General features: G+C 67.5%; 19 protein-coding genes and 3 rRNA genes. 21 read left to right on the plus strand and 1 reads right to left on the minus strand.

What is annotated here, in order from left to right; translation table 11 throughout:
• Positions 1-416: 416 nt before the first annotated feature.
• From ACFJGV_RS00005 to der, 21 genes are all read left to right on the plus strand, one after another.
• A 16S ribosomal RNA gene (locus tag ACFJGV_RS00005) occupies positions 417-1,941 on the plus strand.
• A 408-nt stretch (positions 1,942-2,349) separates the two neighbouring features.
• Positions 2,350-5,466 (plus strand): 23S ribosomal RNA (locus ACFJGV_RS00010).
• Positions 5,467-5,609: 143 nt separating this feature from the next.
• Positions 5,610-5,726, plus strand: a 5S ribosomal RNA gene (gene rrf, locus ACFJGV_RS00015).
• The 16S, 23S and 5S rRNA genes sit together here, the layout of an rRNA operon.
• Before the next feature lie 640 nt (positions 5,727-6,366).
• Positions 6,367-6,753, plus strand: a complete 387-nt coding sequence (locus tag ACFJGV_RS00020) for a hypothetical protein (protein ID WP_378145868.1) — start codon at positions 6,367-6,369, stop codon at positions 6,751-6,753.
• Positions 6,754-6,788: 35 nt separating this feature from the next.
• Entirely contained in the window at positions 6,789-7,574 is a 786-nt protein-coding gene (locus ACFJGV_RS00025) for a hypothetical protein (protein ID WP_378145870.1), read from the plus strand.
• Positions 7,543-8,559 carry an HAD-IIA family hydrolase gene (locus ACFJGV_RS00030; RefSeq protein ID WP_378145871.1) on the plus strand — a complete coding sequence of 339 codons (1,017 nt, stop codon included), beginning with the start codon at positions 7,543-7,545 and terminating at the stop codon, positions 8,557-8,559. The genes ACFJGV_RS00025 and ACFJGV_RS00030 overlap by 32 nt, the downstream gene beginning before the upstream one ends.
• Before the next feature lie 43 nt (positions 8,560-8,602).
• Positions 8,603-8,758, plus strand: coding sequence for a hypothetical protein (locus ACFJGV_RS00035; protein WP_378148798.1), 156 nt, complete (start codon positions 8,603-8,605; stop codon positions 8,756-8,758).
• Positions 8,759-8,763: 5 nt separating this feature from the next.
• Positions 8,764-9,570 carry a TlyA family RNA methyltransferase gene (locus ACFJGV_RS00040; protein ID WP_378145872.1) on the plus strand — a complete coding sequence of 269 codons (807 nt, stop codon included), beginning with the start codon at positions 8,764-8,766 and terminating at the stop codon, positions 9,568-9,570.
• Positions 9,563-10,477 carry an NAD kinase gene (locus ACFJGV_RS00045; RefSeq protein WP_378145873.1) on the plus strand — a complete coding sequence of 305 codons (915 nt, stop codon included), beginning with the start codon at positions 9,563-9,565 and terminating at the stop codon, positions 10,475-10,477. The genes ACFJGV_RS00040 and ACFJGV_RS00045 overlap by 8 nt, the downstream gene beginning before the upstream one ends.
• Positions 10,470-12,182 (plus strand): DNA repair protein RecN, encoded by a 1,713-nt coding sequence (gene recN, locus ACFJGV_RS00050; protein ID WP_378145874.1) that lies wholly within the window; start codon positions 10,470-10,472, stop codon positions 12,180-12,182. The genes ACFJGV_RS00045 and recN overlap by 8 nt, the downstream gene beginning before the upstream one ends.
• A 55-nt stretch (positions 12,183-12,237) precedes the next feature.
• Positions 12,238-13,935 (plus strand): CTP synthase, encoded by a 1,698-nt coding sequence (locus ACFJGV_RS00055; protein WP_378145876.1) that lies wholly within the window; start codon positions 12,238-12,240, stop codon positions 13,933-13,935.
• Positions 13,935-14,561: an NUDIX domain-containing protein gene (locus ACFJGV_RS00060; protein WP_378148588.1), complete on the plus strand. Its 627-nt coding sequence runs from the start codon at positions 13,935-13,937 to the stop codon at positions 14,559-14,561. The genes ACFJGV_RS00055 and ACFJGV_RS00060 overlap by 1 nt, the downstream gene beginning before the upstream one ends.
• A gap of 1 nt (position 14,562) precedes the next feature.
• Entirely contained in the window at positions 14,563-15,501 is a 939-nt protein-coding gene (gene xerD / locus ACFJGV_RS00065; protein WP_378145878.1) for a site-specific tyrosine recombinase XerD, read from the plus strand.
• Between the two features lie 77 nt (positions 15,502-15,578).
• Entirely contained in the window at positions 15,579-16,250 is a 672-nt protein-coding gene (gene deoC, locus ACFJGV_RS00070) for a deoxyribose-phosphate aldolase (RefSeq protein ID WP_378145881.1), read from the plus strand.
• A 187-nt stretch (positions 16,251-16,437) separates the two neighbouring features.
• Entirely contained in the window at positions 16,438-17,271 is an 834-nt protein-coding gene (locus ACFJGV_RS00075) for a ParA family protein (protein ID WP_378148590.1), read from the plus strand.
• Positions 17,255-18,088, plus strand: coding sequence for a segregation and condensation protein A (locus ACFJGV_RS00080; protein ID WP_378145882.1), 834 nt, complete (start codon positions 17,255-17,257; stop codon positions 18,086-18,088). The genes ACFJGV_RS00075 and ACFJGV_RS00080 overlap by 17 nt, the downstream gene beginning before the upstream one ends.
• Positions 18,078-18,695 carry an SMC-Scp complex subunit ScpB gene (gene scpB / locus ACFJGV_RS00085; RefSeq protein WP_378145883.1) on the plus strand — a complete coding sequence of 206 codons (618 nt, stop codon included), beginning with the start codon at positions 18,078-18,080 and terminating at the stop codon, positions 18,693-18,695. Before ACFJGV_RS00080 ends, scpB begins: the two co-directional genes overlap by 11 nt.
• Entirely contained in the window at positions 18,692-19,462 is a 771-nt protein-coding gene (locus ACFJGV_RS00090; protein WP_378145885.1) for a pseudouridine synthase, read from the plus strand. Before scpB ends, ACFJGV_RS00090 begins: the two co-directional genes overlap by 4 nt.
• A 2-nt stretch (positions 19,463-19,464) precedes the next feature.
• Positions 19,465-20,547 carry a prephenate dehydrogenase gene (locus ACFJGV_RS00095; protein ID WP_378145887.1) on the plus strand — a complete coding sequence of 361 codons (1,083 nt, stop codon included), beginning with the start codon at positions 19,465-19,467 and terminating at the stop codon, positions 20,545-20,547.
• Positions 20,544-21,317 (plus strand): (d)CMP kinase, encoded by a 774-nt coding sequence (cmk, locus tag ACFJGV_RS00100; RefSeq protein ID WP_378145889.1) that lies wholly within the window; start codon positions 20,544-20,546, stop codon positions 21,315-21,317. Before ACFJGV_RS00095 ends, cmk begins: the two co-directional genes overlap by 4 nt.
• A complete protein-coding gene (der, locus tag ACFJGV_RS00105; protein WP_378145891.1) occupies positions 21,310-22,860 on the plus strand; it encodes a ribosome biogenesis GTPase Der in 1,551 nt (516 codons plus the stop codon). The genes cmk and der overlap by 8 nt, the downstream gene beginning before the upstream one ends.
• Positions 22,861-22,971: 111 nt before the next feature.
• Here der and ACFJGV_RS00110 read toward each other — a convergent pair whose 3' ends face one another.
• Positions 22,972-24,189: an LLM class flavin-dependent oxidoreductase gene (locus ACFJGV_RS00110; protein WP_378148592.1), complete on the minus strand. Its 1,218-nt coding sequence runs from the start codon at positions 24,187-24,189 to the stop codon at positions 22,972-22,974.
• Between the last annotated feature and the right edge of the window lie 27 nt (positions 24,190-24,216).

Below are 24,216 nucleotides of genomic sequence, written 5' to 3' on the forward strand. Positions count from 1 at the left end.
AAACCTGCGTAAGTTATTCACCTGTCACCCCAAAGGTGCGGGAAAGCCGAAGAGCTTCCCGGCCTCACGTGGGACCAGATCCTCTCCGAAATCGAGGAAGCTCTTGAAGCTCTCGGTTCAGGGTCGTAGGATCGAAACCCGCCTCGCAAAGGCCAGTCGATTTGACAGGCCAAAACGAAGTGGTAAGGTAGAGAAGTTGCCCCGGAGCGACAGCCGAAAGGCCTGAAGTCGGGTGCGTCCGATCCTTGAGAACTCAACAGCGTGCACTATGTTCAATGCCAAATTACCTCGTTGTCTGGTTTAGGCCAGGCAGGAGATTCCTTTTGGATAACTAATGATTGTCAGTTGACAGTCTTTTAGTCAGATCAAGCTCGCTGCATGTCTGCCGTTTTCCCGGTGGCGTGTGGCAAACATTTTTTATGGAGAGTTTGATCCTGGCTCAGGACGAACGCTGGCGGCGTGCTTAACACATGCAAGTCGAACGGTGAAGGTGGAGCTTGCTCTGCTGGATCAGTGGCGAACGGGTGAGTAACACGTGAGCAATCTGCCCCGAACTCTGGGATAACCACGGGAAACCGTGGCTAATACTGGATATGTACCGCGATCGCATGGTCTGTGGTTGGAAAGATTTTTCGGTTCGGGATGAGCTCGCGGCCTATCAGCTTGTTGGTGAGGTAATGGCTCACCAAGGCGACGACGGGTAGCCGGCCTGAGAGGGTGACCGGCCACACTGGGACTGAGACACGGCCCAGACTCCTACGGGAGGCAGCAGTGGGGAATATTGCACAATGGGCGCAAGCCTGATGCAGCAACGCCGCGTGAGGGATGACGGCCTTCGGGTTGTAAACCTCTTTTAGTAGGGAAGAAGCGAAAGTGACGGTACCTGCAGAAAAAGCACCGGCTAACTACGTGCCAGCAGCCGCGGTAATACGTAGGGTGCAAGCGTTGTCCGGAATTATTGGGCGTAAAGAGCTCGTAGGCGGTTTGTCGCGTCTGCTGTGAAATCCCGAGGCTCAACCTCGGGCCTGCAGTGGGTACGGGCAGACTAGAGTGCGGTAGGGGAGAATGGAACTCCTGGTGTAGCGGTGGAATGCGCAGATATCAGGAAGAACACCGATGGCGAAGGCAGTTCTCTGGGCCGTAACTGACGCTGAGGAGCGAAAGCGTGGGGAGCGAACAGGATTAGATACCCTGGTAGTCCACGCCGTAAACGTTGGGCGCTAGATGTGGGGACCATTCCACGGTTTCCGTGTCGCAGCTAACGCATTAAGCGCCCCGCCTGGGGAGTACGGCCGCAAGGCTAAAACTCAAAGGAATTGACGGGGGCCCGCACAAGCGGCGGAGCATGCGGATTAATTCGATGCAACGCGAAGAACCTTACCAAGGCTTGACATACACGAGAACGGGCCAGAAATGGTCAACTCTTTGGACACTCGTGAACAGGTGGTGCATGGTTGTCGTCAGCTCGTGTCGTGAGATGTTGGGTTAAGTCCCGCAACGAGCGCAACCCTCGTTCTATGTTGCCAGCACGTGATGGTGGGAACTCATAGGAGACTGCCGGGGTCAACTCGGAGGAAGGTGGGGATGACGTCAAATCATCATGCCCCTTATGTCTTGGGCTTCACGCATGCTACAATGGCCGGTACAAAGGGCTGCGATACCGTAAGGTGGAGCGAATCCCAAAAAGCCGGTCTCAGTTCGGATTGAGGTCTGCAACTCGACCTCATGAAGTCGGAGTCGCTAGTAATCGCAGATCAGCAACGCTGCGGTGAATACGTTCCCGGGCCTTGTACACACCGCCCGTCAAGTCATGAAAGTCGGTAACACCCGAAGCCGGTGGCCTAACCCTTGTGGAGGGAGCCGTCGAAGGTGGGATCGGTGATTAGGACTAAGTCGTAACAAGGTAGCCGTACCGGAAGGTGCGGCTGGATCACCTCCTTTCTAAGGAGCATCTGGCACTTTCGGGTGTCCAGGCGCCAGATCGAGACCGACTGTGTCTCGCTGGTAGCTCATGGGTGGAACATTGACATAGGTGCTGCAGGATTCTGGCTGGTTCTAGTACGTCGCTTCGGCGACTGGAACGGATCGGCTAGGGGAGGGCAGCATGTGCACGCTGTTGGGTCCTGAGGGACCGGGCCGGCGCCTTCGGGTGTCGTTTCGAACCTCTGGACCCTTTCGTCATCTCCTTTGGGGGATGCGGAAGGGTACCGCCCGTACTTTGAGAACTACACAGTGGACGCGAGCATCTTAGATTCGAGCTTTCGGGCTCGAGTCACAGATCTGATTTATTAGATCATTGGTCAATCTCGGCATCTTCGGGTGTCGCGATCGATTCTAAAACTCATGTGATTTCAAGTTTCTAAGAGCAGACGGTGGATGCCTTGGCATCTGGAGCCGAAGAAGGACGTAGTAATCTGCGATAAGCCTCGGGGAGCTGATAAACGAGCTGTGATCCGAGGGTTTCCGAATGGGGAAACCCCGCCGGGCCCTTTGGGTGACCCGGTGACTCCCGCCTGAATATATAGGGCGGGTAGAGGGAACGTGGGGAAGTGAAACATCTCAGTACCCACAGGAAGAGAAAACAACAGTGATTCCGTTAGTAGTGGCGAGCGAACGCGGATCAGGCTAAACCGATCATGTGTGATAGCCGGCGGGCGTTGCATGGTCGGGGTTGTGGGACTCTCTTCACGATTCTGCCGGATCGTGGACGTGACAGGACGGTATAGGCGAACGGCATTGAAAGGCCGGTCAGAGAGGGTGCGAACCCCGTAGCCGAAATGCGTGTTCTGGCGTGGAGAGTATCCCAAGTAGCACGGGGCCCGAGAAATCCCGTGTGAATCTGTCAGGACCACCTGATAAGCCTAAATACTCCCAGATGACCGATAGCGGACAAGTACCGTGAGGGAAAGGTGAAAAGTACCCCGGGAGGGGAGTGAAATAGTACCTGAAACCGTCTGCTTACAAACCGTCGGAGCCTTCCTTGTGGGGGTGACGGCGTGCCTTTTGAAGAATGAGCCTGCGAGTTAGCGATATGTGGCGAGGTTAACCCGTGTGGGGTAGCCGTAGCGAAAGCGAGTCTTAATAGGGCGATTCAGTCGCATGTCCTAGACCCGAAGCGAAGTGATCTATCCATGGCCAGGCTGAAGCGACGGTAAGACGTCGTGGAGGGCCGAACCCACTTCAGTTGAAAATGGAGGGGATGAGCTGTGGATAGGGGTGAAAGGCCAATCAAACTTCGTGATAGCTGGTTCTCTCCGAAATGCATTTAGGTGCAGCGTTGCGTGTTTCTTGCCGGAGGTAGAGCTACTGGATGGCCGATGGGCCCCAAAAGGTTACTGACGTCAGCCAAACTCCGAATGCCGGTAAGTGAGAGCGCAGCAGTGAGACGGTGGGGGATAAGCTTCATCGTCGAGAGGGAAACAACCCAGACCACCAACTAAGGTCCCTAAGCGCGTGCTAAGTGGGAAAGGATGTGGAGTTGCACAGACAACCAGGAGGTTGGCTTAGAAGCAGCCACCCTTGAAAGAGTGCGTAATAGCTCACTGGTCAAGTGATTCCGCGCCGACAATGTAACGGGGCTCAAGCACGCCACCGAAGTTGTGGCATTGACATTAGTGGTAGGCCTTCGTGGTCCAGCCGTGTTGATGGGTAGGAGAGCGTCGTGTCGCGAGTGAAGCGGCGGGGTAACCCAGCCGTGGACGCGACACGAGTGAGAATGCAGGCATGAGTAGCGAAAGACGGGTGAGAAACCCGTCCTCCGAAAGACCAAGGGTTCCAGGGCCAGGCTAATCCGCCCTGGGTAAGTCGGGACCTAAGGCGAGGCCGACAGGCGTAGTCGATGGACAACGGGTTGATATTCCCGTACCGGCGAAGAACCGCCCCAATCAATCCAGTAGTGCTAAGAGTCCTAACCCGGACCACTGATCCCCTTCGGGGGTGATGGGACCGGTCTAACGCTCGACCCCGTGCTGGTGCGGTTAGCGTATTAACAGGTGTGACGCAGGAAGGTAGCCGTACCGGGCGATGGTTGTCCCGGTGTAAGGATGTAGGGCCAGAGATAGGCAAATCCGTCTCTGACATAGCCTGAGATCTGACGCATATCCCTCACGGGAGAATTCGGTGATCCTATGCTGCCAAGAAAAGCATCGACGCGAGGTTCCAGCCGCCCGTACCCCAAACCGACTCAGGTGGTCAGGTAGAGAATACCAAGGAGATCGAGAGAATCGTGGTTAAGGAACTCGGCAAAATGCCCCCGTAACTTCGGGAGAAGGGGGGCCGGACACGTGAACCCACTTGCTGGGGGAAGCGTTGAAGGCCGCAGAGACCAGTGGGAAGCGACTGTTTACTAAAAACACAGGTCCGTGCCAAGTCGCAAGACGATGTATACGGACTGACGCCTGCCCGGTGCTGGAAGGTTAAGAGGAACGGTTAGCCGTAAGGCGAAGCTGAGAATTTAAGCCCCAGTAAACGGCGGTGGTAACTATAACCATCCTAAGGTAGCGAAATTCCTTGTCGGGTAAGTTCCGACCTGCACGAATGGCGTAACGACTTCCCAGCTGTCTCAACCGCGAACTCGGCGAAATTGCACTACGAGTAAAGATGCTCGTTACGCGCAGCAGGACGGAAAGACCCCGTGACCTTTACTACAGCTTGGTATTGGTGTTCGGTGTGGCTTGTGTAGGATAGGTGGGAGACTATGAAGCGGACACGCCAGTGTTCGTGGAGTCAATGTTGAAATACCACTCTGGTCACTCTGGATATCTAACTACGGACCCTGATCGGGTCCTGGGACAGTGCCTGGTGGGTAGTTTAACTGGGGCGGTTGCCTCCCAAAAAGTAACGGAGGCGCCCAAAGGTTCCCTCAACCTGGTTGGCAATCAGGTGTCGAGTGTAAGTGCACAAGGGAGCTTGACTGTGAGACTGACAAGTCGAGCAGGGACGAAAGTCGGGACTAGTGATCCGGCAGTGGCTTGTGGAAGCGCTGTCGCTCAACGGATAAAAGGTACCTCGGGGATAACAGGCTGATCTTGCCCAAGAGTCCATATCGACGGCATGGTTTGGCACCTCGATGTCGGCTCGTCGCATCCTGGGGCTGGAGTAGGTCCCAAGGGTTGGGCTGTTCGCCCATTAAAGCGGTACGCGAGCTGGGTTTAGAACGTCGTGAGACAGTTCGGTCCCTATCCGCTGCGCGCGCAGGAAATTTGAAAGGATCTGACCCTAGTACGAGAGGACCGGGTTGGACGAACCTCTGGTGTGTCAGTTGTTCCGCCAGGAGCACCGCTGATTAGCTACGTTCGGGATGGATAACCGCTGAAAGCATCTAAGCGGGAAGCCGGCCTTGAGATGAGATTTCCATCCCCCTCGGGGGGAGAGGCTCCCAGCCAGACGACTGGGTTGATAGGCCGGATGTGGAAGCGAGGCAACTCGTGGAGCTGACCGGTACTAATAAGCCGATAACTTGACAATCACTACACACATGCCGTTTGCAAAGGCTGGCAAGTGTGGCTGCGATGCTCGCGTCTACTATGTGGTTCTCGATGTACGGTCGAGAACCAGACACCACACACTTCGTGTGGACTGTCTGAAACACACGGATACATCCATAGTGTTTCGGCGGCCATAGCGAGAGGGAAACGCCCGGCAACATTCCGAACCCGGAAGCTAAGCCTCTCAGCGCCGATGGTACTGCAGGGGCGACCCTGTGGGAGAGTAGGACACCGCCGGACTTACTTCGTTGAATGGCCACCCAGAGCTGGGTGGCCATTCACGTTTAAGGGCCCGTTCGAGGGCAACAGGAGGACATGCGCATGGCCGAGGACACCGCCGGACCCGCCGAGGGCGACGGAGCGCAGAAGCGCAGGCATTCGGTCCCTCCGGAGCGAGCCCGCCAGGCACGGGACGACAAGCGTCCCGCCGCGGGACGCCAGGGCCGCTCCAGCGGTTCTGACTCCGCCGGCGACGACTCGCGTCCGTCGCGAGGTCGTCCGTCGACCGGTCGACCTTCGGCTGCCTCGAAGCCGCGTTTCGGCGCGGGCGCGGCGCAGCGTCGCCCCCGCGACGATCAGGGTCGCCCCGGCGACTCCGATCGGCGTTCGCGCGACGGTCAGGGGCGTTCCGGTGACCGTGATCGCCGTCCCCGTGACGGTGATGCTCGTCCGAGCTACGGAGACCGCGACCGTGGCTCGCGTGACGGACAGGGCCGTGGCGGCTACGGTGACCGGCCTCGCCGCGAGGGTGACACGCGTCCGAGCTATGGGGACCGCGATCGTGGATCGCGTGATGGTCAGGGTCGCGGTGGCTACGGTGACCGGCCTCGGCGTGACGGTGACACGCGTCCGAGCTATGGGGACCGCGACCGTGGCTCGCGTGACGGACAGGGCCATGGCGGCTATGGCGACCGGCCTCGGCGTGACGGTGACACGCGTCCGAGCTACGGCGACCGCGGATCGCGTGAGGGGCGCCCCAGCTACGGCGATCGTGCTCCCCGCGACGGCCAGGGCCGCGGCGGCTACGGTGACCGGCCTCGTCGCGATGGTGACACCCGTCCGAGCTACGGCGATCGCGATCGCGGGTCGCGTGAGGGTCAGGGCCGTCCGAGCTACGGTGACCGGGATCGCGGACCTCGCGGCGGTCAGGGCCGTCCCGGCGGCGATCGCGGTCGCGGTGGGCGCGATGAGCAGCGTCTCTGGACGCGTGGGGGGAGCCCCGCGCGCGGCGACCGCAGCGCGTCGCGCTACGAGCCCCGTGAGCTGACCGAGGCCGAGCTCGAGGCGCGTGCGCTCCGCTCGGTGCGCACCCGCCACGACGACCCCGAGATCCCCGACGACGTGACGCCCCGCGACCTCGACAACGTGGCGCGCAACGAACTGAAGACCCTCAACAAGGAGAACGCGGAGGCCGTCGCCCGCCATCTGGTGATGACAGGACGCCTCATCGAAGAGGATCCGCAGCTGGCGCATCGGCACGCGATCTCGGCCTCGCGCCGGGCCGGGCGCATCCCCGTCGTGCGCGAGACGGTGGCGATCACCGCCTACAGCATCGGCGAGTACGCGATGGCGCTGCGCGAGCTGCGCACGTACCGCCGGCTCTCCGGCTCGAACGAGCAGCTCGCCCTGATGATCGACAGCGAGCGCGGGCTCGGGCGGCCCGACAAGGCTCTGGAGGAGGGGCGCGCCGTCGACCGGTCGACGCTCAGCACGGTGGCTCAGGTCGCCGTCTCGATCGCGATGTCCGGTGCGCGACTCGACCTGGGTGACGCGGAGGGGGCGCTCCACGAGCTGGAGATCCCACAGCTGGACCCGAACGTGGCGTACAGCTGGAGCCCCGACCTGTTCCACGCCTACGCGGAGGTGCTCGAGGAGCTCGGACGCGAGGGCGAGGCCGATCAGTGGCGCGAGCGTGCCGAGACGGCCGAGCGAGCCCTCACCGGCGAAGACGATACGGTCGACGTGTTCGAGGAGGAGCTCGACGAGGAGCTCGGAGTCGAGACCGACGACGAGGTCGAAGACGACGAGGCCGACGACGAGATCGAAGAGGAGACCGATGGGACTGTTCAGCCGGAGCTCGACGACTGAGGTGACGCCGCTCGACGGTGTCGACGTCGTCCTGGCCGACCTCGACGGGGTCGTCTATCAGGGACCGGATGCGATCCCCTTCGCGGCCGAGTCGCTCTCGCGGGCGCAGGCCTCGGGACTCGCCGTGGCATACATCACGAACAACGCGTCGCGCACCGACGCTCAGGTCGCGGAGCAGCTCTCGGGCTTCGGCCTCACGGTCGCCCCGCACGACGTCGTGACGTCGCCGCAGGCTGCCATGGGCATCCTCACCGGTCTCGTCGAACCGGGGTCGCGGATCCTGGTCGTGGGGGGAGTGGGGCTCACCAGCGAGGTCGAGAAGGCCGGGTTCTCCGTGGTCACGGAGGCGGCCGACGGACCCGCCGCGGTGGTGCAGGGCTTCGCGCCCGAGGTGGGCTGGAAGCAGCTCGCGCAGGCGAGCTTCGCGGTGAGCACGGGCATCCCGTGGGTCGCGACGAACACCGACTGGACCATCCCTGTGAAGGGCGGCATCGCGCCCGGGAACGGCACGCTCGTGTCGGCGGTGCACACCGCGACGGGCCGGCTGCCCGTGGTCGCGGGAAAGCCGGAGACACCGATCTTCGAGGCGGCGGTCTCGCGCTTCGGTGCGACCCTGCCTCTGTTCATCGGCGACCGCCTTGACACCGACATCCTCGGAGCGAAGCGCGCCGGCATCCGCGCCGTGCACGTGATGACGGGCATCGACCGGGCGAAGCAGCTGCTCGCCGCGCCCGCCGACTCGCGTCCGGACTACATCCTGGGCGACCTGCGCGAGCTCTTCGAGCCGTATCCGACGGTGCAGCTGTCGAAGGACGGCACCCGAGCCACGGTCGGCGGAGCCGTCGTGCAGCGCGACGGTCAGCGCGTCGCCGTGGTGAAGGAGGGAGCATCGTCCCTCGACCTCGTGCGCGCGGGCTGCGCGGTGATCTGGGGCTCGGGGATGGGCATCCACGTGCTCGACGTCGACGCGCGTCTGTACAGCTGATCGGATCCGCGGACACGTCAGCGGAGCGGGGTAGCCTGGACGGGTGACGATGGACGACCCCGACGAGAGCCGCTCCCTGCTGTCGCGCCTCAAGCTGATCGAGGAGCAGCCGCTCGACCAGCGCGCCGCCGCCTACGGTCAGCTCCACGACCAGCTCTCCGCCCGCCTCGAGGGCGGCGACGCGCGCGCAGACGGTTGACCGGAGTGTCGATGCGTCTCGATGCCGCCCTGGCGTCCCGTGGGCTCGCGCGTTCCCGCACGCAGGCCGCGCGCCTCATCGCCGACGGCTACGTGCGGGTGGGTGGCACTCCGGTGCTCAAGGCGTCGCATCCGGTAGCCGACGATGACGTGGTGAGCGTCGACGGCGTCGACCACTACGTGAGCCGTGGCGCCCACAAGCTGATCGCCGCGCTCGACGCCTTCGACGTCGATCCGGCGGGGCGCGTGGTGCTCGACGCGGGTGCATCGACGGGCGGGTTCACGCAGGTGCTGCTCGAGCGCGGAGCCCGGCACGTGCTGGCCGTCGACGTGGGCACCGACCAGCTCGACCCGATTCTGCGTCGCGACGAGCGGGTGACCGACATCCCCGGGGTCAACCTGCGTTACGCCACCGCGGAGCAGCTCGCCGCATCCGCCGGCGTCGACGAGCGGCCGTCGCTCGTCGTGGGCGACCTCTCGTTCATCTCGCTCACGCAGCTGCTCGAGCCGCTGCTCTCGATCGCGACCCCCGACGCCGACCTCGTGCTTCTGGTGAAGCCGCAGTTCGAGGTGGGGCGCACGGGAGTGCGCGAGGGCATCGTGCGCGACGCCACTCTGCGCGCCGACGCCGTCGCCGGTGTGCTGTGGGCAGCGCACGACCTCGGGCTCCGCACCGCCGGGCTCATCGAGTCGCCCATCGCCGGGGGAGCGGGCAACCGCGAGTACCTGGTGAGGTTCAGCCGTGAGTCGGGCACGCATCCGACAGAATGGATGGACACCGTGAACGAGTTGACAGGAGCAGCCCGTGGCTGACGCACGCTACTTCCTCGTGGTGCTCCACACCGGCCGCGAGGAGTCGATCGAGGCGGCCGAGCAGGTCGTCGGCCTCCTCCGCGACGCCGGGGTGATCCCCGTCATCTCGCCGTTCGGCGACGACGCCCACAGCGACGCGCTCGAGCGTCTGGGACCCTGCGTGGTGATCGGACACGGCGTGGCCGTGGAGGACATCGAGCTCGTCATCGTGCTGGGCGGCGACGGCACCATCCTCCGGGCCGCGGAACTGGTGCGCGGCACGGAGGTGCCGATCCTCGGTGTCAACCTCGGGCACGTGGGCTTCCTGGCGGAGGCTGAGCGCGAGGACCTCGTCGACACGGTCGAGACCGCGCTCCGTCGCGAGTACCAGGTCGAGGAGCGCGCCACGCTCTCGGTGCGGGTCAAGGTCGACTCCGAGGTCGTCTACGAGTCCTGGGCGCTCAACGAGGTCACGGTCGAGAAGGCGAGCCGCGAGCGGATGCTCGAGGTCGTCGTCGAGGTCGACGGGCGCCCGCTGTCGAGCTTCGGCTGCGACGGCATCGTGATGTCGACCCCCACCGGATCGACCGCGTACTCCTTCTCGGCCGGCGGGCCGATCGTGTGGCCGAGCGTGGATGCCCTTCTCATGGTGCCGCTGTCGGCGCACGCCCTGTTCGCGCGTCCGCTCGTGGTGGGGCCCGATTCGGCGCTCGCCGTCGAGGTGCTCGACCGCACCCAGGGCGGCGCCGTGCTGTGGAGCGACGGCCGCCGCATGGAGGAGCTGCCTCGGCGTGCCCGTGTGGTGGTCCGGCGTTCGCCGATCCCCGTGCGCCTCGCACGCCTGCACGAGGCGCCGTTCACCGATCGCCTGGTGCGCAAGTTCGATCTGCCGGTCAACGGCTGGAGGGGGCCGGTCGATCGTGATTGAGGAGATCGCGATCCGCGACCTCGGTGTGATCGACGAGGCCGTGCTGCCGCTCGGCCCCGGGTTCACGGCGGTGACGGGCGAGACCGGCGCCGGCAAGACGATGGTCGTGACCGCGCTCGGACTGCTGTTCGGTGCGCGCGCAGACAGCGCCACGGTGCGCTCCGGTGCGGCGCAGGCCTGGGTCGAGGGACGGCTGCTCGTTCCCGAGCAGGGGCCCGTCGCCGACCGCGTGCGCGAGGCCGGCGGCGACGTCGAGCCCGCGGGCGGAGGCGACGGCGAGCTGCTGATGTCGCGCTCGGTCGCCGCGGAGGGCCGCAGTCGTGCGGTCGTCGGCGGACGGTCGGCACCCGTGGGTGTGCTCGGCGACCTCGCAGAGCGCCTCATCGTGGTGCACGGGCAGTCCGACCAGCTGCGCCTGCGCGGTCAGAGCGCCCAGCGCGAGGCGCTTGACGCCTTCGGCGGCGCCTCGCTGGCCACGGCGCTCGCCTCGTACCGCGAGGCGTGGGCGAGCTGGCAGGCGCACAGTGCCGAGCTGGAGACGCTCGTCGCCGAGCGCGCCGTACGCCTCCGCGAGGCGGAGCAGCTGCGCGAGGCGCTCGACGAGATCGAGGCCGTGGCTCCGGAACCGGGCGAGGACGCCCGGCTCGCCGACGTGGCGGGCCGGCTCACGAACGTCGAGGATCTGCGTGTCGCCGCTACCGCCGCCCGCGATGCGCTCTCGAGCGATGCGTTCGACGAGCGTCCCGATGTGGTCTCGCTCATCGACTCGGCACGTCGCAGCCTCGCCCACGTGGTCGAGCACGATTCCGCGCTGGCGCCGATCGTCGAGGGCCTCGATTCCGCGAGCTACCAGCTCTCCGACCTCTCCACTCAGCTCGCCAGCTACGCCACGGCGCTCGAGACCGACGACCCGGGTGAGCTCGACCGCATCCAGGAGCGACGGGCGCAGCTGACCGCGCTTCAGCGCAAGTACGGGCCCGAGCTCGACGACGTGCTGCGCTTCGCCGAGCAGGGGCAGCCCCGGCTGCTCGAGCTCGACGGCGACAGCGACCGCATCGAGCAGCTGGCGTCGCTGGTCGACGACGAGGTCGCCGAGCTCGACCGCCGCGGGGCCGCGCTCTCGGAGGAGCGGCGCCGTGCGGCCGGGCTGCTGGGCGATCGTGTCTCGGAGGAGCTCAAAGCGCTCGCGATGGGCGCCTCCCGACTCGTGGTCGAGGTGACCGAGCGCGACGAGCCCGGATCGAGCGGGAAGGACGTCATCTCGTTCCTGCTGCAGTCGCACCAGGGCACCGAGCCGCGCGCCCTCGGCAAGGGTGCGTCGGGCGGCGAGCTGTCGCGCGTGATGCTGGCCATCGAGGTCGTGCTCGCCGAGGCCGACCCGGTGCCCACCTTCGTCTTCGACGAGGTCGACGCGGGTGTCGGAGGCGCGGCGGCCATCGAGATCGGCCGCCGGCTCGCGGAGCTGGCCCGCACATCCCAGGTCATCGTGGTGACCCACCTGGCCCAGGTGGCCGCCTTCGCGACCAACCACCTCCGGGTCGAGAAGGACTCCGACGGACCGATCACCGCCAGCAACGTGCGTCGGCTCGAGGGCGACGAGCGGCTCGCCGAGATGGCGCGCCTGCTCTCCGGCCTGCCCGACTCCGAATCCGGCCTGGCGCACGCCTCCGAGCTCATCGACACCGCACGCTCGCTCGCCGGGTGAGACACGGAGCGAACCGACGCCGTGACCCCCTCGACCGCTGTTAGGATGGAACCCCGTGGAAGACGATCTCGACACGGGTAGCTCGCACGACCGACCGACGCTGACGAAGCACATCTTCGTCACAGGGGGTGTCGTCTCCAGCCTCGGCAAGGGGCTCACCGCCGCGAGCCTCGGCAATCTCCTCACCGCGCGGGGTCTGCGCGTCGTGATGCAGAAGCTCGACCCGTACCTCAACGTCGATCCGGGCACGATGAACCCGTTCCAGCACGGCGAGGTGTTCGTCACCGACGACGGCGCCGAGACCGACCTCGACATCGGGCACTACGAGCGCTTTCTCGACATCGACCTCAGCCAGGCGGCGAACGTCACCACGGGGCAGATCTACTCCAGCGTGATCGCGAAGGAGCGCCGCGGCGAGTACCTCGGCGACACCGTCCAGGTCATCCCGCACATCACCGACGAGATCAAGCGCCGGATGCGCCTGCAGGCCGTCACCGACGACGCGCCCGACGTGATCATCACCGAGATCGGCGGCACCGTCGGCGACATCGAGAGCCAGCCGTTCATCGAGTCGGCGCGCCAGGTGCGCCACGAGCTCGGCCGGAAGAACGTATTCTTCGTGCACGTCTCGCTCGTGCCGTACATGAACGCGTCGGGTGAGCAGAAGACCAAGCCCACGCAGCACTCCGTCGCCGCTCTCCGCTCCATCGGCATCCAGCCGGATGCGCTGGTGCTGCGGAGCGACCGGCCGGTGTCGGAGGGCAACAAGCGGAAGATCGCCCTCATGTGCGACGTCGACGTCGAGGGCGTCGTCAACGCCGTCGACGTGCCGAGCATCTACGACATCCCGCGCATGCTGCACGACCAGGGCCTCGACGCGTACATCATCGACCACCTCGACCTCACGGCCGGCGATGTCGACTGGACGAGGTGGGAGCCCGTCCTCACGGCGGTGCACGAGCCCAAGCACGAGGTCACGATCGGCCTCGTCGGCAAGTACATCGACCTGCCCGACGCCTATCTCTCGGTGACCGAGGCGCTGCGCGCCGGCGGCTTCGCCCAGAGCACCAAGGTCAAGCTCAAGTGGATCCCGTCCGACGAGTGCCAGACACCCGAGGGCGCCGCGCGCGAGCTCGGCGACGTCGACGGCATCTGCGTGCCGGGCGGCTTCGGCGTGCGGGGCATCGAGGGCAAGCTCGGCGCGCTGCGCTTCGCCCGCGAGAACGGCATCCCCGCGCTCGGCCTGTGCCTGGGCCTCCAGTGCATGGTCATCGAGTACGCCAGGAACGTCGCCGGCCTCGAGGGGGCGTCCTCGAGCGAGTTCGACCCCGACACCGAGTTCCCGGTGATCGCCACGATGGCCGAGCAGGTCGACATCATCGCCGGCGGCGACCTGGGTGGCACCATGCGACTCGGCCTCTACGAGGCGAAGCTCGCCGAGGGCTCGATCGTCGAGGAGGTCTACGGCGCGCCCGCCGCGTCGGAGCGCCACCGCCACCGCTACGAGGTGAACAACGCGTACCGCGAGCAGATCGCGGAGGCCGGCCTGTGGTTCTCCGGCACCTCGCCCGACGGCCACCTCGTCGAGTACGTCGAGCTGCCGCGCGACGTGCACCCCTACTACGTCGCCACGCAGGCGCACCCCGAGCTGCGGTCGCGGCCCAGCCGTCCGCATCCGCTGTTCCGCGGTCTCGTCGGCGCCGCTCTCGACCGCCAGGAGTCGACCCGCCTCTTCCCGGTGCAGGACGCGTGATCGTGGACGAGCTGACCGACACGCCCGACCCGGCTCGCGTCACGTCGAGTGAGCTCGTCTTCCACGGCCGCGTCTGGGACGTGCGCAGCGACGAGTTCGAGTACGGCGACTCCACGCTGCGGCGCGACTACGTCGACCACACCGGCGCGGTGGCGATCATCGCGCTCGACGACCGCGACAGGGTGCTGCTGATCAAGCAGTACCGGCATCCCATCCGCACCCGCGAGTGGGAGCCGCCCGCGGGCCTGCTAGACGAGCCGGGGGAGCCGCCTCTCGCGGCCGCCCAGCGCGAGCTGAGCGAGGAGGCCGACCTCCAGGCCGACGAGTGGCACGTGCTCTCCGACTACGTCACGAGCCCGGGCGGCAACAACGAGGTCATCCGCGTGTACCTGGCCCGGTCGCTCTCCTCGACCGGAGCGGCCTTCGACCGGGAGGGCGAGGAGGCCGACATGGAGGTCGCCTGGCATCCGCTCGACGACGTGCTCGACGCCGTGCTCGCGAGCCGCGTGCAGAATCCCTCGCTCGTCGTCGGCGTGCTCGCCCTCGATGCCGCCCGCCGCCGCGACTGGTCGACGCTGCGCCCGGCGGATGCGCCGTGGCCGGCCTTCGAGCGCAGGCGCGGCTGACATGACCGGCGCCGTGCCGGCCGAGAGCCCGGCTCCCGGGTTCGATCCGGCGGTCGACGGCTTCCTGCGCCACATCACGGTGGAGCGCGGCCTGGCGGCGAACACCGTCATGGCCTATCGGCGCGACCTCGTCCGCTACCGGGAGTGGCTGGGCGCGGCGGGCCTCTCCTCACCCGCCGAGGTCACGGAGAGCGACGTGGGGCTCTTCGCGCAGTGGCTCCGGACGCCCGAGGGCGGCAGCCTCAGCGCGGCCTCTGTCGCGCGCATCCTGTCGTCGGTGCGGGCCCTCCACCGGTATCTCGCCGAGGAGGGCGCGGTCGAGGCCGACGTCACCCGCGAGGTCCGTCCGCCGAAGCTCGGCATGCGCCTGCCGAAGGCGATCTCGATCGAGCAGATGGAACGGCTGCTGCAGGCGCCGTCCTCGGAGGATCCGGTGGGGATCCGCGACCGGGCGCTGCTCGAGCTGCTCTACGCGACCGGGGCCCGCGTCTCGGAGCTCGTGGGGCTCGACGTCGACGACGTCGATGGCGGCGACATCATCCGTGTCACCGGCAAGGGCAGCAAGCAGCGGCTCGTGCCCGTGGGCCGGTACGCCCGGGAGGCTCTCGACACGTACCTCGTGCGCGTGCGGCCGGACTTCTCGACGCGAGGGCGGGCGACGCCGGCGCTGTTCCTCGGCATCCGCGGGCAGCGGCTCACCCGGCAGGGCGCCTGGCTCGTCATCCAGTCCGCCGCCCGGAAGGCGGATCTCGAGGCGCACGTGTCGCCGCACACCTTCCGCCACTCGTTCGCGACGCATCTGCTGCAGGGCGGGGCGGATGTGCGGGTGGTCCAGGATCTCCTCGGTCACTCGTCGGTCGCGACCACGCAGATCTACACCCACGTCACCGCCGACTCGCTGATCGACATGTACCAGACCGCGCATCCGAGGGCCCGGTGAGGGCGCGTCCGGCCGATCCCTCTCCGAGGTCGGGCCCGGGAAGGATCTGCACGGAGAGGATCTGGGAGAATGGCCCGATGACCGAGATCGCCCGTTACATCGACCACACCCTGCTGAAGCCCGAGGCCACCCACGACGACGTGGCGGCGCTCATCCGCGAGGCGGACGAGCTGGGCGTCTACTCGGTGTGCGTCTCGCCGTCGATGTTGCCGCTGACCTTCCCCGAGGGATCGCAGCTCAAGCTCGCGGTGGTCTGCGGGTTCCCGAGCGGCAAGCACCACTCGGCGGTGAAGGCCGCCGAGGCGGCGCTCGCCGTGGCCCAGGGCGCCGACGAGGTCGACATGGTCATCGACGTGGGCGCCGCCCGCGAGGGTCGGTTCGACGCTGTGGAGGCCGACATCCGCGCGGTGCGCGAGGCGATCCCCGCCGCCGTGCTCAAGGTCATCATCGAGTCCGCCGCCCTCACCGACGACCAGATCGTCGCGGTGAGCCGCGCAGCCGTGGCTGCGCAGGCCGACTTCGTGAAGACCTCGACGGGCTTCCACCCGGCGGGCGGGGCCTCCGTCGAGGCCGTCGCGCTCATGGCGAAGACGGTCGAGGGGAAGCTGGGCGTGAAGGCGTCGGGCGGGATCCGCTCGGCCGAGGACGCCGAGCGCATGATCGCCGCGGGCGCCACCCGGCTCGGCGTCTCGTCGTCGCGCCAGGTGCTGAGCGGGGCGGCCCCGGCCGCCTCCGGCTCCGGGTACTGACGGGTCGAGCGATATCGGGGCGGCGAAGCGCCGACCCGGCTCACGCCCGAAACAGCACCCCCTCGTTACAATCGACTCAGCCCGCCCGTGCACGGCGGGCGGATGAGGAGCATCGCCCGTGGCGGCACAGAACGCGACAGCGAAGGGCTCACGGCCCGACGCGCTCCCCGGCACCGACGTGCCCAGGATGGGCCCCACCGGCCGCCCCCTCCGGGAGTTCCCCGTCCCGGCGCCGCTGACCTCGCACGGTCCGGCCCGCATCATCGCGCTCTGCAACCAGAAGGGCGGCGTGGGCAAGACCACCACGAGCGTCAACGTGGGCGCGGCGCTCGCGGAGTACGGCCGCCGGGTGCTCGCCGTCGACTTCGACCCGCAGGGCGCGCTGTCGGCCGGTCTCGGCGTGGTGCCGCACGACACCCCCACCATCTACGACCTGCTGCTGGGCACGGTGAAGGATCCGTCCGAGGCCATCGTGTCGACGAGCGTGCCCGGGCTCGACATCATCCCGGCGAACATCGACCTGTCGGCCGCCGAGGTGCACCTCATCAACGAGGTGGCGCGCGAGTCGATCCTGGCGCGGGTGCTCCGCAAGGTCAGCGACCGCTACGACGTCATCCTCATCGACTGCCAGCCCTCGCTCGGCCTGCTCACGGTCAACGCGCTCACGGCCAGTCACGGCGTGCTCATCCCGCTCGAGTGCGAGTACTTCGCCCTCCGCGGTGTGGCGCTCCTCGTCGAGACCATCGAGAAGGTCACCGACCGGCTGAACCCCGCCCTCACGCTCGACGGAATCCTCGCCACCATGTACGACCCGCGCACGCTGCACTCGCGCGAGGTGCTCGAGCGCGTCGTCGAGACGTTCGGCGACAAGGTGTTCGAGACCGTCATCGGGCGCACGGTGAAGTTCCCGGATGCGACGGTCGCCGCGCGCCCGATCACCCAGTTCGCGCCCGAGCATCAGGCGGCGAAGTCCTACCAGCAGCTGGCGCGCGAGCTGGTCTTCCGTGGCGCGGTCGCCTAGCCCCTCGCGGCCGATCCCGCTCGACGAACCGGCCGCGCCGGGGTTCTCCCTGACCCTCGACAACTTCGAGGGCCCGTTCGACCTCCTGCTGTCGCTGATCTCGAAGCATGAGCTCGACATCACCGAGGTGTCGCTCTCGAAGGTGACCGACGAGTTCATCGCCTACCTGAAGGGGCTCGACTCGGCGGAGGAGCTCGATCGGGCCTCCGAGTTCCTGGTGGTCGCGGCCACCCTGCTCGACCTCAAGATCGTGGGGCTGCTGCCGCAGGGCGAGCTGGTCGACGCCGAGGACGTCGCGCTGCTCGAGGCCCGCGACCTGCTGTTCGCGCGCCTGCTGCAGTACCGCGCGTTCAAGGAGGTGTCGCAGTGGTTCGCTGCAGGGTTCGAGGCGGAGGCGACCCGGCGACCGCGGTCGGTGCGTCTCGACGAGCGGTATCGTGCGCGCACCCCCGAGCTCGTGTGGACTCTGACGCCCGACGACTTCGCGGCTCTGGCCGTGCTGGCGCTCACCCCGAAGGAGCCGCCCGTCGTCGGGCTGGAGCATCTTCACGCGCCGCTGGTGAGCATCCGGGAGCAGGCGGCTCACATCGTGGCCGTGCTCCGGTCGGGGGAGCAGACGAGCTTCCGCGAGCTGATCGCGGGCGTGGTGGAGAAAGGCGTGGTCGTGGCGCGGTTCCTCGCCGTGCTCGAGCTGTATCGCCACGCGGCGATCACGTTCGAGCAGCTGGAGCCCCTCGGCGAGCTCACCCTGCGGTGGAGCGCGCCGCACTGGAAGGACGAGAACCTGGCCAATCTGGGAGCCGACTATGACAGATGACGACCTCGACCCCTTCGAGCCCGAGACGGGCGCCGTCGCACCCGCCGTGCTCGACGTCGACCGCGCCGTCGAGGCGATCCTCATGATCGCCGACGAGCCGCAGAGCCTCGTCGCGCTCGCGACCGCGATCTCGCGTCCGGTCCCCGTGGTGCGGCAGGCGATCGAGCGGCTCGTCGACGACTACGACGGCACCGCGCCCGGGTCTGTGCGCCGTGGCTTCGAGCTGCGCGAGGTGGGCGGCGGCTGGCGGCTCTACGTCCGAGGGGAGTGGGACGATCTCGTCAGCGACTTCGTGCTCACGCAGAACCCGTCGAAGCTGTCGCAGGCGGCGCTCGAGACGCTCGCGGTGATCGCCTACAAGCAGCCGATCAGCAGGGGAGCGGTGGCCTCCATCCGCGCCGTGAACGTCGACTCGGTGGTGCGCACGCTGCTCAGCCGCGGACTCATCACCGAGGTGTCGACGCAGGCCGAGACCGGAGCGATCCTCTACGGCACCACCGATCTGCTCCTCACGCAGCTGGGTGTGAACTCGCTCGACGACCTGCCGCAGATCGCACCCCTGCTCGACGACGGCAGCGAAGGATTCGACGAGGTGATGGCACGATGAGCTCAGTTACCCCTTCGCCCTCCGAAGAGGGCGTGCGCCTGCAGAAGGCGATGGCCGCGGCCGGCGTGGCGTCGCGACGCGTGTCGGAGCAGATGATCCAGGAAGGACGCGTCGAGGTCAACGGCTCGATCGTCACCGAGCTCGGGACGCGCATCGACCCCCTCACCGACCAGGTGGCCGTCGACGGCGTCGCCGTGCAGCTCGACCCGGGCAAGCGCTACGTCATGCTCAACAAGCCGGTCGGCGTGGTGAGCTCGCTCGCCGACGAGCGCGGCCGGCCCGACCTCACCCGCTTCACCTCGCAGTTCGAGGAGCGGCTGTTCAACGTCGGGCGCCTCGACGCCGAGACCAGCGGGCTGCTCATCCTCACGAACGACGGGGAGCTCGCCCACGTGCTGGCGCATCCGTCGTTCGGCGTCGCGAAGACCTACATCGCCAAGGTCGAGGGGCGGGTGACTCCGCAGACCCTGACCAAGCTCACCAAGGGCATCGAGCTCGACGACGGCCCGATCGCCGCCGACCGTGCCCGTCTGCTCGACCACGACGCGCGTGGCCGCTCGATCGTCGAGGTCACCCTGCACTCCGGGCGCAACCGCATCGTGCGCCGCATGCTCGACGCGGTCGGACACCCCGTGGTCGAGCTGGTGCGGCGATCCTTCGGGCCGCTGCACCTCGGCACCCTCAAGGCGGGAGGGATGCGCGAGTTGACTAAGGTGGAGGTCGGCGAGCTGCTCAGTCTCTCGCGGGCCGGGACGAACGAGGAGTAGGTGTGGTCGACAGCCGCCTGACGGGTCCGGTGCGAGTCGTCGGAGTCGGGCTCCTCGGCACGAGCATCGCCCTGGGGCTCCGCGCGCGCGGGGTCGACGTCATCCTGTCGGATGCGTCGCCCACGAACGTGCGGATCGCCATCGACTACGGCGCGGGACGCGCGGCCGGCGAACTCGACGAACCGCAGCTGATCGTGGTGTGCGTGCCGCCCGACGTGACCGCCGACGTGATCGTGCGCGAGCTGTCGGCGTACCCCGGCGCGATCGTCACCGACGTGGCGAGCGTGAAGAAGCCGATCCTCGACGCCGTCGCCGCGGCAGGCGGCGACCTCACCCGGTACGTGGGCTCGCACCCGATGGCGGGTCGGGAGCGGGGTGGGCCGACCGCGGGACGCGCCGACCTGTTCCTCAACCGGCCCTGGGTCGTCGCCGGTCATCCGGCCATCTCGTACCAGACCGCCGCGGCGGTCGACGACCTCATCCTCGATCTCGGGGCGACGCTCATCGAGCTCGACGCCGAGACACACGACGCCGCCGTCGCGCTCGTCTCGCACGCGCCGCAGGTGGTGTCGAGCCTCATGGCCCGCCGACTGACCGGCGCCCCCGACGAAGCGGTCGACCTCGCGGGCGGGGGCATCCGCGACCTCACCAGGATCGCGGCCTCCGACCCGACGCTGTGGGTGCAGATCCTCGGAGCGAACGGGCGACTGGTCGCCTCCGTGCTGCGCGACCTGCGCGACGACCTCGATCAGATGATCGGTGCGCTCGACGAACCGGATGCGCCCGGGTCTCGCCGGGTCGTGGCCGAGCAGCTCGCGGGTGGCAACGCCGGCGTCGCGCGGCTGCCGGGCAAGCACGGGCAGAACCGGCGCTACACGTCGATGATCGTCATGGTCGACGACAAGCCGGGAGAGCTCGGCAGGCTGTTCGGTGAGCTGGGCGACATCGGGGTCAACATCGAGGACCTCCGGCTCGAGCACTCGCCCGAGGCTCAGGTGGGTCTGGCGGAGGTGTTCGTCGTGCCCGAGGCGTTCGACCCGGTGGTCGAAGAGCTTCAACGACGTGGATGGAGGATCGCAGGATGACGGACGGACCGAGAGAGCCTTCGGGTTCGGATGCTGCGGAGGCTTCGCCGTCGGCGGCTTCGGCTTCGGCTTCGGCGGCGCCGGGCGGACCGGCGCCGGTCGTGGTGGCGGTCGACGGGCCCGCGGGCAGCGGGAAGTCGAGCGTCAGCCGCGCGGCGGCGTACGCTCTCGGCTTCGGCTACCTCGACACCGGAGCCTGCTACCGCGCGCTCTCGTGGGCGGTGCTCGATGCCGGGATCGACGCGGCGGTCTCCGCCGACGTCGTCTCGGGCCTCGACTCGTTCGACTTCTCCATCGGCACCGACCCCGGCAACTACTTCGTGCTGGTGCGCGATGTCGACGTGACCGAGGCGATCCGCGAGCCCCGCGTGACGGGGGTCGTGAGCCTGATCGCCCGCGTGCCCGAGGTGCGCGACTGGCTCACGAGGCGGTTCCGCGGCATCATCCGCTCCACCCCGTTCGACGGGATCGTGGTGGAGGGGCGCGACATCACGACCGTCGTCGCACCGGATGCGTCCGTGCGGATCCTGCTCACCGCATCCGAAGAGGCTAGAATGGGTCGTCGCTCGAAGGAGCTGACCTCCGAATCGCCCGAGGCGGTGGGCGAGGCGCTCCGATCCCGCGATCGAGCGGACTCCCGTGTCGTCGACTTCATGACCGCGGCCGACGGGGTCACGACGCTCGACTCGACCGACCTCGACTTCGACCAGACCGTGGCAGCGGTGGTCGAGCTCGTGACGACCACGACCTCAAGGACAACCGATGGCTGACGACACCACCCCGTCCGGCTCCGACCCCGACCTGGGCGACGGACCTGACTTCGACGACGGAGTCGACGACGACCTGGCGGGTGCGCTCGCCGACGTCGACGACGAGCTCGCCGAGGCCCGCGCCTCCACGCTGCGCGCCTCGCTCGAGGAGTACGACCTCGACGAGGGCGACTACGACCTCCTCGAGCTCACCGAGGACTTCCCCGACGGACAGTTCTTCCTGCCCGCGCTCCCCGTGCTCGCGATCGTGGGGCGGCCGAACGTCGGCAAGTCCGCGCTCGTGAACCGCATCCTCGGCCGCCGCGAGGCCGTCGTGGAGGACACCCCGGGTGTGACCCGCGACCGCGTCTCGTACAAGGCCGAGTGGGCCGGACGCCGCTTCACCCTCGTCGACACCGGCGGCTGGGAGCCCGACGCGCGCGGCATCGACGCGGCCGTCGCAGCGCAGGCCGAGATCGCGATCGACCTCGCCGACGTCGTGCTCTTCGTGGTCGACGCCAACGTGGGCGCGACCGCCACCGACGAGCACGTCGTCCGTCTGCTGCGGCGCGCCAACAGGCCCGTCTTCCTCGCGGCGAACAAGGTCGACGACGTGCGGCAGGAGCCGAACGCAGCGGCGCTGTGGTCGCTCGGCCTCGGTGAGCCCTACCCGGTGTCGGCCCTGCACGGACGCGGTGTCGCCGACCTGCTCGACGTCATCATGGCGAAGATGCCCGAGGTGTCTGCCGTCGCGAAGCAGGAGGTGGGCGGGCCCCGGCGCGTCGCCATCCTCGGTCGGCCGAACGTCGGCAAGTCGTCGCTGCTCAACAAGGCGGCGGGCGAGGAGCGCGTGGTCGTCAACGAGCTGGCGGGCACCACCCGTGATCCCGTCGACGAGCAGATCGAACTTGCAGGGAAGGTGTGGACGTTCGTCGACACCGCCGGCATCCGCAAGCGTGTGCACCTGCAGCAGGGCGCCGACTTCTATGCGTCGCTGCGCACCACCGCCGCGCTCGAGAAGGCGGAGGTCGCGGTCGTCGTCCTCGACGTGACCGAGGCGATCAGCACGCAGGACCTCCGCATCATCGACCTGGTGCTCGAGTCGGGCCGTGCGCTCGTGCTCGCGTTCAACAAGTGGGATCTCCTCGACGACGAGCGCCGCCGGTACCTCGAGCGCGAGATCGAGCAGGATCTCCACCACGTCACGTGGGCTCCGCGCGTCAACATCTCGGCGCGCACCGGACGACACCTCGAGAAGCTCGTGCCCGCGCTCGAGACCGCGCTGGAGTCGTGGGACACCCGCATCCCCACGGGCAAGTTCAACGCGTTCCTCACCGAGCTGGTGGCGGCGCACCCGCACCCCGTGCGCGGTGGGAAGCAGCCGCGCATCCTGTTCGGCACGCAGGCCGCCACGCGGCCGCCGACCTTCGTGCTCTTCACCACCGGGTTCCTCGATCCGGGGTACCGCCGCTTCATCCAGCGCCGACTGCGCGAGGTGTACGGCTTCCAGGGCACGCCGATCGTGACGAACATGCGCGTGCGTGAGAAGCGCCCGCGCCGCTGACCTCTCCCTGATCCGTCACTTTCGGCTAGTGCGCTGGCGCGGCCCTAGCCGAAAGTGACGGATGGGTGAGGGTTGGGACGTCGGCGGCTCGTCGGCCGCCGACGGGCGGGATCAGAGGCCGAACGCGGCGCCCTGCTTCGCGGGGGCGCCGACGCCGGCCGGGGTCGCGGCGGCGGCCGCCTCGGCGTCGTCCTCCGCGGTCTTGCCGGTCCAGCGGTCCTCCGCGGCGACGTGCTCGTGCTGCCCGCCCTTCGCGCGAGCGGCGGCGACCATCTGGGCGTGCGTGGGCGGGTCGGACGGGACGTGCGCGGGACGCTTCGACTCGTTCTCCTTGCGGAGGGCGGGCACGATCTCCTCGGCCAGGATGTCGATCTGCTCGAGCACCGTCTTCAGCGGCAGACCGGCGTGGTCGATGAGGAACAGCTGGCGCTGGTAGTCGCCGACCTGGTCGCGCATCGCCGCGTAGCGGTCGATGACCTGCTGCGGGCTGCCCACCGTGAGAGGGGTCTCGCGGCTGAAGTCCTCGAGCGTGGGGCCGTGACCGTACACGGGAGCGTTGTCGAAGTACGGGCGGAACTCGTCGACCGCGGCCTGCGAGCTCTTGCGGGCGAAGAACTGCCCACCCAGCCCGACGATCGCCTGGTCGGCGGCGCCGTGGCCGTAGTGCTCGAAGCGCTGACGGTAGAAGTTCACCATCTGCTTCGTGTGCGTGATCGGCCAGAAGATGTTGTTGTGGAAGAAGCCGTCACCGTAGTACGCGGCCTGCTCCGCGATCTGCGGGCTGCGGATGCTGCCGTGCCAGACGAACGGCGCGACGCCGTCGAGCGGGCGCGGGGTCGCCGTGAAGCCCTGGAGGGGCGTGCGGAACTTGCCCGACCAGTCCACGACCTCCTCATCCCACAGACGGCGCAGGAGCGCGTAGTTCTCGACGGCGAGCTCGATGCCGTTGCGGATGTCCTGTCCGAACCACGGGTAGACGGGGCCGGTGTTGCCGCGGCCCATCATGAGGTCCATGCGGCCGTCGGAGATGACCTGGAGCATCGCGTAGTCCTCGGCGATCTTCACCGGGTCGTTGGTCGTGATGAGCGTGGTGCTCGTCGACAGGATGATGTTCTCGGTCGTGCCCGTCAGGTAGCCCAGCAGGGTGGTGGGGGACGAGGCGACGAACGGCGGGTTGTGGTGCTCGCCGGTCGCGAAGACGTCGAGGCCCGCCTGGTCGGCGTGCTGCGCGATGGTCAGCAGGGCCTTCACGCGCTCGGTGTCGTCGGGGGTGCGCCCGGTGGTGGGGTCGGTGGTCACATCGCTGACGGTGAAGATCCCGAACTGCATGGTCTCGGCCTTTCGCTCCAGATTCAT

Origin of the sequence: Cnuibacter sp. UC19_7 (assembly GCF_042699995.1) — a bacterium.
Lineage (GTDB): Bacteria > Actinomycetota > Actinomycetes > Actinomycetales > Microbacteriaceae > Cnuibacter.